The sequence below is a fragment of the Streptomyces sp. NPDC002776 genome, from assembly GCF_053592195.1.
Genome location: NZ_JBSFVG010000002.1, coordinates 163,323 through 177,086 on the forward strand (window position 1 = coordinate 163,323; position 13,764 = coordinate 177,086).

Genomic DNA, 13,764 nt, shown 5'->3' on the forward strand with positions numbered 1-13,764 from the left:
TTGTCGAGCAGCAACCCGCTGCGTGACCCCGCCGACCGACGGCTCCCGCGTATCGCGGGGCCGTCGGGCCTGGTCATCTTCGGCGTCACGGGCGATTTGTCACGAAAGAAGCTCATGCCCGCCGTGTACGACCTCGCGAACCGGGGTCTGCTGCCGCCGGGCTTCTCGCTGGTCGGTTTCGCCCGGCGTGAGTGGCAGCACGAGGACTTCGCCCAGGAGGTCCACGACGCGGTCAAGGAGCACGCCCGGACCCCCTTCCGCGAGGAGGTCTGGCACCAGCTCATCCAGGGCATGCGGTTCGTCCAGGGCACGTTCGACGACGACGACGCCTTCGAGCGGCTGCGCGACACCATCCAGGAGCTGGACAAGCAGCAGGGCACGGGCGGCAACTTCGCCTTCTACCTGTCGGTGCCGCCGCGCTCCTTCCCGGTGGTCATCCAGCAGCTGAAGAAGCACGGTCTCGCCGACCAGACGGGCGGCTCCTGGCGCCGCGCGGTCATCGAGAAGCCCTTCGGCCACGACCTGAAGTCGGCCGAGGAGCTCAACAAGGTCGTGCACGAGGTCTTCGCCCCGGACCAGGTCTTCCGCATCGACCACTACCTGGGCAAGGAGACCGTCCAGAACATCCTGGCGCTGCGCTTCGCCAACACGATGTTCGAGCCGATCTGGAACCGGTCCTTCGTGGACCATGTGCAGATCACGATGGCCGAGGACATCGGCATCGGCGGCCGGGCGGGCTACTACGACGGCATCGGCGCCGCCCGTGACGTCATCCAGAACCACCTGCTCCAGCTGATGGCCCTGACGGCCATGGAGGAGCCCGCCTCCTTCGACGCGGACGCGCTGGCCGCCGAGAAGACCAAGGTGCTCGGTGCCGTACGGCTGCCGAAGGACCTGGGCCGGGACACCGTGTTCGCGCAGTACGCGGCCGGCTGGCAGGGCGGTGCGAAGGCGGTCGGCTACCTCCAGGAGGAGGGCATCGACGCCAAGTCGAAGACCGACACCTACGCCGCGGTCAAGCTGGAGGTCGACAACCGCCGCTGGGCGGGCGTCCCCTTCTACCTGCGCACCGGAAAGCGCCTCGGCCGCCGGGTCACCGAGATCGCGGTGGTGTTCCAGCGGGCGCCGCACTCCCCCTTCGACCACACGGCGACGGAGGAGCTGGGCAAGAACGCGATCGTGATCCGCGTCCAGCCGGACGAGGGCGTCACGGTCCGCTTTGGCTCCAAGGTGCCCGGCACCTCCATGGAGATCCGGGACGTGTCCATGGACTTCGCCTACGGCGAGTCGTTCACGGAGTCCAGCCCGGAGGCGTACGAGCGCCTCATCCTGGACGTCCTGCTCGGCGACTCGAACCTCTTCCCGCGCACGGAGGAGGTCGAGCTGTCCTGGAAGATTCTCGACCCGATCGAGGAGTACTGGGACAAGAACGGCACTCCGGCCCAGTACCCCGCCGGTACCTGGGGGCCCGTCGAGGCGGACGAGATGCTCGAGCGAGACGGACGGAGCTGGCGCCGGCCATGAAGACAGACCTGACGGACACCACGGCCAGCAAGATAAACAAGGCCCTCGTCCAGAGCCGCCGGGCCATCGGCACGCCTGCCGTGGGCATGGTGCTCACGCTGGTCATCGTGACGGACGAGGAGAACGCGTACGACGCGCTCAAGGCCGCCAACGACGCCTCGCGCGAGCATCCCTCGCGCACGCTCGTGGTCATCAAGCGCGTCTCGCGTTCCCCCCGGGACCGCACGAAGTCCCGGCTGGACGCCGAGGTGCGGGTGGGCGCGGACGCGGGCACCGGCGAGACGATCGTGCTGCGGCTGTACGGCGATGTCGTCGGCCACGCCCAGTCGGTGGTCCTGCCGCTGCTGCTGCCGGACGCGCCGGTGGTGGTCTGGTGGCCGGTGGACGCGCCGCTGGACCCGGCCAGCGACCCGCTGGGCGCCCTGGCCCAGCGCCGGGTGACCGACACCTACGCCTCCGAGCAGCCGGTACGGGACCTTGAGGCCCGGGCCGGCGCCTACACCCCCGGCGACACGGACCTGTCGTGGACCCGCATCACGCCCTGGCGCTCGATGCTGGCCGCGGCGCTGGACCAGGTCACCTGCGAGGTCAAGGGCGTCGAGGTGGAGGGCGAGGAGTTCAACCCGAGCTGTGAGCTGCTGGCGATGTGGCTCGCGGACCGGCTCGACGTCCCCGTGAAGCGGTCGCTGTCGGCGGGCCCCGGTCTGACGGCGGTACGGATGGCCACCGACTGCGGTCCGATCGTGCTGGACCGGGCGGACGGCTCGCTGGCGACGCTGTCCATCGAGGGCCAGCCCGACCGTGCCGTGGCGTTGAAGCGGCGGGACACGGCCGAGCTGATCGCGGAGGAGCTGCGGCGGCTCGACCCGGACGACACCTACGCCTCGGCGCTGAAGTTCGGGGTGGAGCGGCTGAACGCGGAGGCCGAAAAGGCGGTGGCCGAAGAGGGGCCCGTCGCGGTGGAGACGCCCGTGGAGGAGGCCGCGAAGGCCCCCGCCAAGAAGGCCGCGAAGAAGGCTCCGGCGAAGAAGGCCCCCGCGAAGAAGGCGACGGCGAAGTGAGCACTCCGCAGCTGGTCGTGCACCACGACAAGGAGCTGATGGCGCAGGCCGCGGCGGCCCGGCTGATCACGAAGATCGTGGACGCCCAGACCTCCCGGGGCTCCGCGTCGGTGGTCCTCACCGGGGGCCGCAACGGCAACGGCGTGCTGGCCGCGCTGGCGGCGGCCCCGGCCCGGGACGCCATCGACTGGGGGCGCCTGGACCTGTGGTGGGGCGACGAGCGGTTCCTGCCCGAGGGGGATCCGGAGCGCAATGTCACGCAGGCCCGCGAGGCCCTGCTGGACTCGGTGCCCCTTGCCCCCGAGCGGGTGCACGCCATGCCCGCCTCGGACGGCCCGTACGGCGCCGACGCGGACGCGGCGGCGGCCGCCTACGCCGCCGAACTGGCCCGCGCGGCAGGCCCCGAGAACCACGGCGCGGTTCCGACGTTCGACGTCCTGATGCTGGGCGTCGGGCCGGACACGCATGTGGCGTCGCTGTTCCCGGAGCTGCCGGCGGTCCGCGAGACCGAGCGGACGGTGGTCGGCGTGCACGGCGCGCCCAAGCCCCCGCCGACCCGGATCACCCTCACCCTCCCGGCGATCCGGGCGGCCCGTGAGGTGTGGCTGCTGGCGGCCGGCGAGGACAAGGCCCAGGCCGCGGCCATCGCCCTGTCGGGCGCGGGCGAGGTCCAGGCCCCGGCGGCGGGCGCGCACGGCAGGCAGCGCACCCTGTGGCTGCTGGACACGGCGGCGGCCGGCCGGCTCCCGCGGTCGCTGTACCCGCCGGCGTCCGCGTAGGACGAAGAGCGGTGGGGGAGGCAACTCCCCCACCGCTCCTGCTACTTCACCGACCCGGCCATGACGCCCTGCACGAAGTGCCGCTGGAAGGCGAAGAAGACCACCACCGGCACCTGCGGCGGTGCGTCCTTCGCGCACCGCCTCGACGGTGATCTCGGGCAGCCCACTCTCCCACTGGTCGACCTTGCCCTGTTGCCCTCCCCCGCCGGCGGTGAAGTCCAGCCAGACAACTCCGCCCAGTTCGACGGCCTGCACGGCTTGGCCGCGGTGGTCGTCGGCACGGCCCTGGGGGCGCCGCTCGGGCGGTGGCTGATCGACGCCCAGGGCAGTTCGAGCGGCATCGGGGCCGCTCGCCGCGCTTCCGGCGGCTCGGGCCGCCCGGCGCCGGCTGACGGACACCTTGAGCGCCGTGGCCTGACGCACCCCGACGGCCGTCACACCCCGTAGGGCCCGTACGGATGGCCCTGCTGAGGAACGTACGGCGGCGGATCCGACGGCATCGGCGGAATCACCGTGGGCAGGGTCGCCGGATGCGCGTCCAGCCGTATGCCGTAGTACCGCTTCAGCCGCCCCATCTCCAGCAGCGCGATGCTCGTGACAGTCACCGGCGCCCCCAGGATGAACAGGATGCCCATCGCCAGGCCGAGGCCGTGCAGATCACCCGTGAGGAGATCGGGAAGGGCCATCAGCCAGGTCGTCACCGTGGCGAGCAGCGGCGGCAGACACCGGTGCACCGCGGCCGTGCCGAAGAAGTTGCCGGAGATCCGGAAGGCGCCCGCGGCGACGAAGCCGGTCATCCACAGCGCCGCGAGGCCGACCGGCAGCATCGCGAGGCCCCCGATCGCCGTGGACAGCTGGAACAGCAGCACCGTCGTGACGACCGAGCCGATGAACAGCAACAGCAGCTTCAGCGAGTTCATCAACGGCTGCCGCACCAGCCGCCAGTTGCCCGCGCGCCGCCAGCGGTAGAGCATCACGCCGACCGTGAGCGGCGTGATCAGCAGCAGCACCGCGGACGCGGTCAGCGCGTTCTCCAGGATCTCGTCGAATGCGAACCCGCCCTCGACGAAGGTGTAGACGCCCACCGCCGCGACCGCCCCGGCGATGATCCTGATCCGCTTCAGGGTCTCGACGGACGCATCGAGCGAGGCCGGTATCCACCGCGGGTGGAACATCGCCCGCGCCACCCGCTGCGGCTTCAGAAAGTCCCGCGCGGTCAGCGTGCCGCCGGTCCAACTCCCCTGAGGACTGGTCAACTTGCACTCCCCCGAGTGATCGTCTCCTTGATCGTCGGGGGAGTCTAGTGGAAGCGGGCGGCGCTTCGCCGCCCGCTTTCCGGCTCACCGTCCGCGCAGTTCCCGGTACTTGGCGACCAGTGCCCGGGAGGAGGCGTCCAGACCGGGGACGTCGGCGCCCTCGGTGAGGGCGGGCTCGACGCGCTTGGCGAGGACCTTGCCGAGTTCGACGCCCCACTGGTCGAAGGAGTCGATGTTCCACACCGCGCCCTGGACGAACACCTTGTGCTCGTAGAGGGCGATCAGCTGGCCGAGCACCGACGGGGTCAGTTCACGGGCGAGGATCGTGGTGGTCGGGTGGTTGCCCTGGAAGGTCTTGTGGCTGACCAGTTCTTCCGGCACCCCCTCCGCACGCACCTCCTCGGGAGTCTTGCCGAAGGCCAGCGCCTGGGTCTGGGCGAAGAAGTTCGCCATCAACAGGTCGTGCTGCGCCTTCAGTTCCTCGCTCAGTTCGGCGACCGGCTCGGCGAAGCCGATGAAGTCGGCCGGGATCAGCTTGGTGCCCTGGTGGATCAGCTGGTAGTAGGCGTGCTGCCCGTTGGTGCCGGGCGTGCCCCACACCACCGGCCCGGTCTGCCAGTCCACGGGTCGCCCGTCCCGGCCGACGTACTTGCCGTTGGACTCCATGTCGAGCTGCTGGAGGTAGGCGGTGAACCTGGACAGGTAGTGGCTGTAGGGCAGCACGGCATGCGACTGCGCGTCATGGAAGTTGCCGTACCAGATGCCCAGCAGGCCCAGCAGCAGCGGCACATTGGACTCGGCGGGGGCGGTCCTGAAGTGCTCGTCGACCAGCCGGAAGCCGTCGAGCATCTCGCGGAAGCGGTCCGGGCCGATGGCGATCATCAGGGAGAGGCCGATCGCCGAGTCGTAGGAGTAGCGTCCGCCGACCCAGTCCCAGAACTCGAACATGTTCGCGGTGTCGATGCCGAACTCCGCCACCTTCTCGGTGTTCGTCGACAGCGCCACGAAGTGCTTGGCGACCGCTTCCTGCCCGGCGTTCAGCTCGCCCAGCAGCCAGTTGCGCGCCGAGGTGGCGTTGGTGATCGTCTCGATGGTGGTGAAGGTCTTCGAGGCGATGACGAACAGCGTCTCCGCCGCGTCCAGGTCGCGGGTGGCCTCGTGCAGGTCGGCGCCGTCGACATTGGACACGAACCGGACCGTCAGCTCGCGGTCGGTGAACGCGCGCAGCACCTCGTACGCCATCGCCGGGCCGAGGTCGGAGCCGCCGATGCCGACGTTGACGACGTTCCTGATGCGCTTGCCGGTGTGCCCGGTCCAGGCGCCGGAGCGGACCCGGTCGGCGAAGTCGCTCATCCGGTCGAGGACCGCGTGCACACCCGGCACCACGTTCTCCCCGTCGACCTCGATGACCGCGTCCCGCGGGGCGCGCAGCGCGGTGTGCAGTACCGCCCGGTCCTCGGTGACGTTGATCTTCTCGCCGCGGAACATGGCGTCGCGCAGCCCGAACACGTCGGTGGCGGCGGCCAGCTCACGCAGCAGGCGCAGCGTCTCGTCGGTGACGAGGTGCTTGGAGTAGTCGATGTACAGATCGCCGACCTGGAGCGTGTAGCCGGTGCCGCGGCCGGGGTCGGCGGCGAAGATCTCGCGCAGGGCGAGCTCGCCGAGTTCCTCGCGATGCTTGGCCAGAGCGGTCCACTCGGGCGTCTGGTTGAGCCTGGTACGGCCGTCTTGGTTCATCTCGGACTTCAGCCTTCTTTCGTACCTGTCCCCGCTGTTCCCAACCTAATTGATCAGCACAGGTATGAGCGCGAGGAACGACAGGACGAAGAAGGCGGCCGTGAAACAGCTTCGGCCAGGCACCGTCCGGTGCCTGGCCGTTCATCGACTCCTAGATCTCGCCGCGCAGTTTGGCGAGCGCCTCGGCGAGAATCGCCTCGCCGTCCGCGTCGCTGCGCCGCTCCCGTACATACGCCAGGTGCGTCTTGTACGGCTCGGTGCGCGGCGGGTCCGGCGGGTTGTCCCGGTCCTGCCCTGCGGGGAAGCCGCAGCGCGGGCAGTCCCAGGTGTCGGGAACCTGCGCGTCGCTGGCGAAGCTGGGCTGGGTCTCGTGCCCGTTGGAGCACCAGAAGGAGATGCGCAGCCGGGGCGCGGACTCGCCACGCTCGGCCTCGCCCATCGGCCCCGCCCCGACCCGGCTTCCTCGGATCGCGTTGCCACTTGCCACGGTCGTAACTCCCTGCGTGATGGTGCCGCGAAGCGAGTCGGCGTTTCGCTTCGTTGCGAGCGCCTCAGTCTACGTAAGGCCCAACGCGCGTCCAGTGGTTGGAGTTACAGCTCCCACATCTAGACGCAAGCCCCATGATAGGCGGCGCTCAGCTGCGCGTACCGAACATGGGGCCTTACGTACGGATTGTGCGTGCCGGTCAGTTGTTCACCTTCATCAGAAGGGCGAGCACGACAATGCACGCGAACCAGAGCAGACCGACCACGACGGTGATCCGGTCGAGGTTGCGCTCGGCGACCGAGGAGCCGCCGACGGACGACTGCATGCCGCCACCGAACATGTCGGAGAGGCCGCCGCCCTTGCCCTTGTGCATCAGCACCAGCAGCATCAGCAGACCGCTGAACACGATCAGGGCGATCGAGAACCCCATAACCACGGCTGGACCAACTTCCTCGGATCTGGATGGACGACAGGGGCACAGCCACCGGGCTGTGCCCCCGCAAGGGTACGACGGATCGCCGCTACCGCATACTTACTGGTCGCGGAAGCGCACGATCTTGACGAACTCGTCGGCATCGAGCGAGGCGCCGCCGACCAGCGCGCCGTCGATGTCGGCCTGCGCCATGATCTCGGCGACGTTGCCGGACTTGACCGAGCCGCCGTACTGGATGCGGACCTTGTCGGCCAGCTCCTGGGTGTACAGCTCGGCGAGCTTGGCGCGGATGGCGGCGCAGACCTCCTGGGCGTCCTCGGCGCCGCAGACCTTGCCGGTGCCGATGGCCCACACGGGCTCGTAGGCGATCACGACGGTCTCGGCCTGCTCGGCCGGGAGGTCCTTCAGACCGCCCTCGACCTGGGCGAGGGTGTGGCTGACGTGGTTGCCCGCCTCGCGGACGTCCAGCTCCTCGCCGACGCACAGGATCGGGGTCAGGCCGTGCTTGTAGGCGGCCTTGACCTTGGCGTTGACGATCTCGTCGGTCTCGTCGTGGTACTGGCGGCGCTCGGAGTGGCCGACGGCCACGTACGTGCACTTCAGCTTGGCCAGCATCGCACCGGAGATCTCGCCGGTGTAGGCGCCGGAGTCCTGGGCGGACAGGTCCTGGGCGCCGTACTTGATCTTCAGTTTGTCGCCGTCGACCAGGGTCTGCACGGAGCGCAGGTCGGTGAAGGGCGGCAGGACGGCGACCTCTACGGCCTCGTAGTCCTTGTCGGCCAGGGCGAAGGCGAGCTTCTGGACGTGGGCGATGGCCTCGAGGTGGTTGAGGTTCATCTTCCAGTTGCCCGCCATCAGCGGCGTACGGGTGCTCATTGAGGGTCAGTCCTCCAGTGCGGCGAGGCCGGGGAGCGTCTTGCCCTCGAGGTATTCGAGGGAGGCGCCGCCGCCGGTCGAGATGTGGCCGAATGCGGTCTCGTCGAAGCCCAGGGTGCGGACGGCGGCCGCGGAGTCGCCGCCGCCGACGACCGTGAAGGCCGGGGAGTCGATGAGCGCCTGGGCGACCGACTTGGTGCCCTCGGCGTAGTCGGGGTGCTCGAAGACGCCCATGGGGCCGTTCCAGAAGACGGTGGCCGCGTCGGCGAGCTTCGAGGCGTACAGCTTGCGGGTCTCCGGACCGATGTCCAGGCCCTGCTGGTCGGCGGGGACGGCGTCCGCGGCGACGGTCGTGGGGTGGGTCGGGGCCTTGGCCTTCAGGTCCGGGAACTCGCCGGCGACGAGGACGTCGACGGGGAGGACCAGCTCGACGCCGTTCTCCTCCGCGCGCTCGATGTACTCCCGCACGGCCGGGACCTGGTCCTCCTGGAGGAGGGAGCCGCCGACCTCGTACCCCTTGGCCTTGAGGAAGGTGTACGCCATGCCGCCGCCGATGAGGATGCGGTCGGCCTTGCCGAGCAGCTGGTCGATGACGGCGAGCTTGTCGGAGACCTTGGCGCCGCCGAGCGCGACCACGTACGGGCGCTGGAGGTCGTCGGTGAGCTTCTTCAGGACGCCGACCTCGGTGGCGATGAGGTGGCCGGCGTAGTGCGGCAGCTTGCCCGGGAGGTCGAACACGGAGGCGTGCTTGCGGTGCACGGCGCCGAAGCCGTCGCCGACGTAGACGTCCGCGAGGGCGGCCAGCCGGTCGGCGAAGGCGGCGCGCTCGGCGTCGTCCTTGGCGGTCTCGCCGGCGTTGAAGCGCAGGTTCTCGATGACGGCGACGCGGCCGTCGGCGAGGCCCGCGACGACGGCCTGGGCGGACTCGCCGACGGTGTCGGTCGCGAACGCCACCTCCACGCCGAGGAGTTCACCGAGCCGGGCGGCGGCCGGGGCGAGCGAGAAGGCGGGGTCCGGGGCGCCCTTGGGGCGGCCCAGGTGGGAGGCCACGACCACCCGGGCGCCCGCCTCGGCGAGGGCCTTGACGGTGGGCAGGACGGCGCGGATGCGGCCGTCGTCGGTGATCGTGGCGCCGTCCAGCGGCACGTTGAGGTCGGCGCGGACGAAGACCCGCTTGCCGGTGACGCCTTCGGCGAGGAGTTCGTCGATCGTCTTCATTGAGAGGGCTCCCGAGAAGTGTTCGTGATGCTCGTGATCCTAAGAGGGCCGGTCGGTACGTGACACAGGGCCCGGGCGGCGCGTCCCTGCGCCGCCCGAGCCCTGCTGTCACATCGAAGTGCCTGCTCCGGGGATCAGAGCTGGTTGCCGACGAAGACCGTGAGGTCGACGAGGCGGTTGGAGTAGCCCCACTCGTTGTCGTACCAGCCGAGGATCTTCACCGTCTTGCCCTCCTGGACCATGGTCATGGAGGAGTCGAAGGTGCAGGAGGCCGGGTCACTGACGATGTCAGAGGAGACGATCTCGTCCTCGGTGTAGAACAGGTAGCCCTTCAGGTCGCCGTCGTCGGCGGCCTTCTTGAACGCGGCGTTGACCTCGTCCTTGGTGACCTCACGCTGGAGCTCGACCACCAGGTCGGTGGCGGAACCGGTGGGAACCGGGACGCGCATCGCGATGCCGTCGAGCTTGCCCTTGAGCTGCGGCAGGACCAGAGCGGTGGCCTTGGCGGCACCCGTCGTGGTCGGGATGATGTTCTCGGCGGCGGCGCGGGCGCGGCGCAGGTCCTTGTGCGGGAAGTCCAGGATGCGCTGGTCGTTGGTGTACGCGTGCACCGTCGTCATCAGGCCCTTGACGATGCCGAAGTTCTCGTCGAGGACCTTGGCCATCGGCGCCACACAGTTGGTGGTGCAGGAGGCGTTGGAGATGACGTGGTGGTTGGCCGCGTCGTACTTGTCCTGGTTGACGCCCATCACGATGGTGATGTCCTCGCCCGAGGCCGGAGCCGAGATGAGGACCTTCTTGGCGCCGCCGGCGATGTGCTTCTCGGCGTCGGCCTTCTTCGTGAAGATGCCCGTCGACTCGATGACGATGTCGACGCCGAGCTCGCCCCACGGGATGTCGGCGGGATTGCGCTCGGACAGGACCTTGATGGTGTGACCGTCGACCGTGATCGTGTCGGCGGTGTGGGTGACCTCCTGCTTGAGGCGGCCCAGAATCGTGTCGTACTTCAGCAGATGCGCGGTGGTAGCGGTGTCACCCAGGTCGTTGACAGCCACGATCTCGATGTCAGCACCCTGCTCCAGCAGTGCGCGGAAGTAGTTGCGACCGATACGACCGAAGCCGTTGATGCCTACGCGGATCGTCACGAACCGATCTCCTCGTTGGTACGCCGGCCATGCGGTGCCGGCGAGCTGTATTTGGGATGTCCCCGACCGCCTACGACCCTACCTCTCTGCGGCCCCCGAGGTGACATCGAGATGCCCCATACACGGGCAGGCGGTCCGTACCCGCCAGTAGGGGTACGGACCGCCCGTTCGTGCTATCGCCCCGTCATCGTGCGATCACGGAGTGTCGAGAGAGGTGAGGGCCTTGCGGATCAGGGCCGCACGGTCGGCCGGGGCGACGACGTGCTCCAGGCCGAAGCCCAGCAGCACGGTGTCGTCCGTGGTGACCGCGCCGTACGTCTGGAAGAGCCGGCCGACCCGCGCCCAGTCCTTGACGACCGCGGGGCTGCCCGCGGGCGGACCCGGGACGCGCCAGGCGCCGAGCGACGTCTCGAAGCCCTCGGTCTCGACGGCGGTGCCGCCGATCACGACCGAGGCGTTGTCGACGAGGACGCCTCGGCCACCGGAGCCGGGGTCACTGATGTAGCCGAGCGAGACCTCGACGGTCCGGCCCGCGTAGGCGGACAGGTCGAAGGAGACCTCCTGCCAGCCGGCCGACGCCCCGGTGAAGCTGTTCCAGGAGCCGCTGGTGCCGGTCGGCGTGCAGGCGCCGTCGGCGAGCGTCAGATACCGCTCGAGCGCGGGGTGGGCCTGGATGAAGTACCCGGCCGAGCACTCCTCGGGCACCGCGGTGCCGGTCGCGCCGCCCTGCTCCGGCAGCGTCGTCCAGTCGTCGCCGCCCGCCGTACGGGCCTCCAGGACCGCGTGGTCGTAGCCCGGCTCGGTGCTCCACAGCATGCGGGTGCGCAGGGTGGGTGCCTGCGCGGCGGTCACCGAGGTCAGGTCGATGGTGCGGGTCAGGCGGTTCCAGGCGTAGTCGCTGTGCGTGACGGCCGCCATGGAGCTGCCCTCGAAGGGGCCGTAGGGGTTGACGGTGCCCGGGTAGCGGCCCGCTCCGGCGCTCGCGAACTGCGGGAACCGGTCCACGGGCAGGGTCTCGGAGGTCACGCTGTAGGAACCGGCCGCGTTCAGCGGGTTGCCCGGCGCCCCGGCCAGCGTGCCCTTGGTGCCCGCGAGTTCACCGGCGCCCTCGAAGGCGGTGGCCCCGGGAAGGGACGTACGGCTGTAGGCGCCCAGGTAGTACTGGCTGAAGTCGTTGGACAGGTTGCCGCCGCCGAGGTCGACGCTGCCGCCGGCCTGTTCGCCGGCCTCGATCAGCCTGCCGCCCTCGTTGAGGAAGGCGCGCAGCTGGAGCTGGGTGGCGTTGCCCGGGACGCCGGCGCCCGTGTAGTGGACGACGGTGTCGAAGTGGCCGAGCACGCCGAGCGCGTCGGGCGCGCCCTGGGTGGCCACGTCCCAGACGGCGGCCTTGCGGCCGTTGGCCTTGAGCGCGTCGACGTAGAGCTGCGCCTGGGTGGCGGCCGCGCCCTCCTCGGCTACGACCAGGATGTCCGCGCGCGGGCGTTCGGCCACGGTGTAGGTGAAGCGCTCACTGGAGACCGGCTTTCCGCTCCTGGTCTCGCCGGTGAACCACACCTCGACCTTGTCCCCGGCATCGCCGTCGGCGACCTTGGCCCGGTACTCGTCGAAGTAGAGGTTGTCCTCACCGCCGTAGGTCTCGCCGCCCTTCCACGGCCGCAGCGCCATGTCGTGCGTACGGCCGCCGTTGACGCGGTACTTGAGCTCCTTGTCGCGCACGGACTTGCGGGCGACGACGGAGACCTCCTGGTCGGCGCCGCGGGAGTAGGACGTGGTGAACGGCGCCGGGGTGAAGTCGGCGGCCTTCAGGCCGACCGAGGAGGACGGCCGGTCCGGGTGGGCGGCGGACTCGGCGACGGAGAGCGCGAACGGGACGTTCTTGGCGAACTCCTGCTGGATCAGCTTCTCGTCGTCCGGGAAGTTGAAGATGGACTGGCAGTCGCCGGGCAGCCAGGCGTCGTTCGGGTCGACGTTCGAGACGGTCTGGCAGGTCGACATCTCGGGCGTGAACATCGCCAGGCCGTTGACGTTGGCGGCGTGTCCGTCCGCCTCGCCGTTGGTGGTGTACAGCTCGGAGGAGACCTGCGGGTGGTAGCCCGGGACGGCGGGGTTCTCGGGGGTGCCCGCGAGCGCCTTGTACATCACGTCGTCGGGGGTGTGCGTGGCCACCTGCCAGCCGACGCCGTAGAGGATGAGTTCGGCGGCCGAGTGGTAGTTGATGCCGAGTTCGAAGCCGATGCGCTTCTGGAGGGCGTCGATCGCCTTGGTCTCGGGTTCGGAGCCGGGGGCGTCACCGCGGTAGGTCTGGCTGGTGGGGTTCGGGGACGAACCCTCGTCGTCGTAGCCCCACTTGTAGGCGAAGTTGCGGTTCAGGTCGACGCCGTCGCCGGTGCTGATGGTGCCGTCGCCGTTGACGTCCCGCATGTTCTTGCGCCACAGGCGGTCGCCCGCCTCCTCGAAGGTGTGGTCGTAGCCGTCGGGGTTGGCCGAGATCACGAACCACAGCTCGGTGGTGTCGACGATCTTCTTGATCCGCTTGTCGGTCCGGTAGTTGTCCAGGTAGTGGTGCATCAGCCGCCGGGTCATCTCCGGGGTGATCCACTCCCGCGCGTGCTGGTTGGACATGTAGAGCACGGAGGGCTTGGCGCCGTCCTTGGACTTCTTGGCGTTCTTGGTGAGCTTCAGCGCCAGGATGTCCTGGCCCTGGACGGTCTTGCCGAGGGAGACGACCTTGGTGAGGCCGGGGTTCTCCTGCCCGGCGCGGAGGATCTCCTCCTTCAGGCCGCCGCTGCCGCTGTAGGGCCGGTAGACGCCCTCGGCAGCCGCCTCGACGCGCCGCTCGGCCTTGGCGGACAGGGTGTGCTCGGTGAGTTCGACGCCCTGTTTCTCCAGCTTCTCGGCCTGCTGGTCGGTGAGGTAGACCTCGATGGTGGCGGTGCCCTTCTCGGGCGCCTGCTCACTGAGTTCGTGGCCGTCCTGCCCGGCGGCCAGCAGCAGCGGGATCTGCTTCTTGGTGACCTCGGCGCGGAAGACCTTGACCTCGTCGGCGTCCGGTGCGTCCGAACTGCCGTTCTGTGCCTGGGCGATGGGTGCGATGCTCGCTCCGCCGATCAGGAGCGCGCCGACAGCGAGGATCGATCTCGCTCTGTGTCTCATGAACCCCCCTTGCGTGGGTTCGCCACGTCAGCGAACAGATGCCAGGCTCATGACACTTCATGATCGAGTCAAGGGTGCCTCATGATCGAGTCAGG

The 13,764-nt window shown here is 69.6% G+C and carries 12 protein-coding genes; 4 read left to right on the forward strand and 8 right to left on the reverse strand.

Annotated features, from left to right (window positions below):
• Genes zwf through ACWD11_RS04905 form a run of 4 tightly spaced genes read left to right on the forward strand, consistent with a single transcriptional unit; the run spans nucleotide 1 to nucleotide 3,811 of the window.
• The gene (gene zwf, locus ACWD11_RS04890; protein WP_389418714.1) at nucleotides 1–1,524 is read left to right on the forward strand and encodes a glucose-6-phosphate dehydrogenase; all 1,524 of its coding nucleotides are present in this window, start codon (nucleotides 1–3) and stop codon (nucleotides 1,522–1,524) included.
• Entirely contained in the window at nucleotides 1,521–2,585 is a 1,065-nt protein-coding gene (gene opcA / locus ACWD11_RS04895; RefSeq protein WP_451281320.1) for a glucose-6-phosphate dehydrogenase assembly protein OpcA, read from the forward strand. Before zwf ends, opcA begins: the two co-directional genes overlap by 4 nt.
• Nucleotides 2,582–3,364: a 6-phosphogluconolactonase gene (gene pgl / locus ACWD11_RS04900; RefSeq protein WP_389418712.1), complete on the forward strand. Its 783-nt coding sequence runs from the start codon at nucleotides 2,582–2,584 to the stop codon at nucleotides 3,362–3,364. The genes opcA and pgl overlap by 4 nt, the downstream gene beginning before the upstream one ends.
• Nucleotides 3,365–3,424: 60 nt before the next feature.
• Nucleotides 3,425–3,811 (forward strand): hypothetical protein, encoded by a 387-nt coding sequence (locus ACWD11_RS04905; RefSeq protein WP_389418711.1) that lies wholly within the window; start codon nucleotides 3,425–3,427, stop codon nucleotides 3,809–3,811.
• Here the strand turns inward: ACWD11_RS04905 and ACWD11_RS04910 are convergent.
• The 8 genes from ACWD11_RS04910 to ACWD11_RS04945 form a co-directional block, all read right to left on the reverse strand.
• Entirely contained in the window at nucleotides 3,799–4,620 is an 822-nt protein-coding gene (locus ACWD11_RS04910) for a hypothetical protein (protein ID WP_451281322.1), read from the reverse strand. The genes ACWD11_RS04905 and ACWD11_RS04910 overlap by 13 nt on opposite strands.
• Before the next feature lie 84 nt (nucleotides 4,621–4,704).
• The gene (gene pgi, locus ACWD11_RS04915; RefSeq protein ID WP_451281324.1) at nucleotides 4,705–6,357 is read right to left on the reverse strand and encodes a glucose-6-phosphate isomerase; all 1,653 of its coding nucleotides are present in this window, start codon (nucleotides 6,355–6,357) and stop codon (nucleotides 4,705–4,707) included.
• 151 nt (nucleotides 6,358–6,508) lie between these two features.
• Nucleotides 6,509–6,844 carry an RNA polymerase-binding protein RbpA gene (locus tag ACWD11_RS04920; RefSeq protein WP_003957010.1) on the reverse strand — a complete coding sequence of 112 codons (336 nt, stop codon included), beginning with the start codon at nucleotides 6,842–6,844 and terminating at the stop codon, nucleotides 6,509–6,511.
• A 199-nt stretch (nucleotides 6,845–7,043) separates the two neighbouring features.
• Nucleotides 7,044–7,274: a preprotein translocase subunit SecG gene (gene secG / locus ACWD11_RS04925; protein ID WP_105869397.1), complete on the reverse strand. Its 231-nt coding sequence runs from the start codon at nucleotides 7,272–7,274 to the stop codon at nucleotides 7,044–7,046.
• A gap of 102 nt (nucleotides 7,275–7,376) precedes the next feature.
• Entirely contained in the window at nucleotides 7,377–8,153 is a 777-nt protein-coding gene (gene tpiA / locus ACWD11_RS04930; RefSeq protein WP_389418708.1) for a triose-phosphate isomerase, read from the reverse strand.
• 6 nt (nucleotides 8,154–8,159) lie between these two features.
• A complete protein-coding gene (locus tag ACWD11_RS04935; protein ID WP_389418707.1) occupies nucleotides 8,160–9,371 on the reverse strand; it encodes a phosphoglycerate kinase in 1,212 nt (403 codons plus the stop codon).
• Between the two features lie 134 nt (nucleotides 9,372–9,505).
• Nucleotides 9,506–10,516 carry a type I glyceraldehyde-3-phosphate dehydrogenase gene (gene gap, locus ACWD11_RS04940; protein ID WP_389418706.1) on the reverse strand — a complete coding sequence of 337 codons (1,011 nt, stop codon included), beginning with the start codon at nucleotides 10,514–10,516 and terminating at the stop codon, nucleotides 9,506–9,508.
• 195 nt (nucleotides 10,517–10,711) lie between these two features.
• Nucleotides 10,712–13,669, reverse strand: a complete 2,958-nt coding sequence (locus tag ACWD11_RS04945) for a M14 family zinc carboxypeptidase (protein ID WP_451281327.1) — start codon at nucleotides 13,667–13,669, stop codon at nucleotides 10,712–10,714.
• Nucleotides 13,670–13,764: the final 95 nt, after the last annotated feature.

What these genes read in the sequence shown, in the direction of transcription:
- secG (WP_105869397.1), bottom strand. Translation starts at nt 7,274, where the DNA reads ATGGGGTTCTCGATCGCCCTGATCGTGTTCAGCGGTCTGCTGATGCTG.
- ACWD11_RS04905 (WP_389418711.1), top strand. Translation starts at nt 3,425, where the DNA reads ATGACGCCCTGCACGAAGTGCCGCTGGAAGGCGAAGAAGACCACCACC.
- tpiA (WP_389418708.1), bottom strand. Translation starts at nt 8,153, where the DNA reads ATGAGCACCCGTACGCCGCTGATGGCGGGCAACTGGAAGATGAACCTC.
- pgi (WP_451281324.1), bottom strand. Translation starts at nt 6,357, where the DNA reads ATGAACCAAGACGGCCGTACCAGGCTCAACCAGACGCCCGAGTGGACC.
- ACWD11_RS04935 (WP_389418707.1), bottom strand. Translation starts at nt 9,371, where the DNA reads ATGAAGACGATCGACGAACTCCTCGCCGAAGGCGTCACCGGCAAGCGG.
- ACWD11_RS04945 (WP_451281327.1), bottom strand. Translation starts at nt 13,669, where the DNA reads ATGAGACACAGAGCGAGATCGATCCTCGCTGTCGGCGCGCTCCTGATC.
- opcA (WP_451281320.1), top strand. Translation starts at nt 1,521, where the DNA reads ATGAAGACAGACCTGACGGACACCACGGCCAGCAAGATAAACAAGGCC.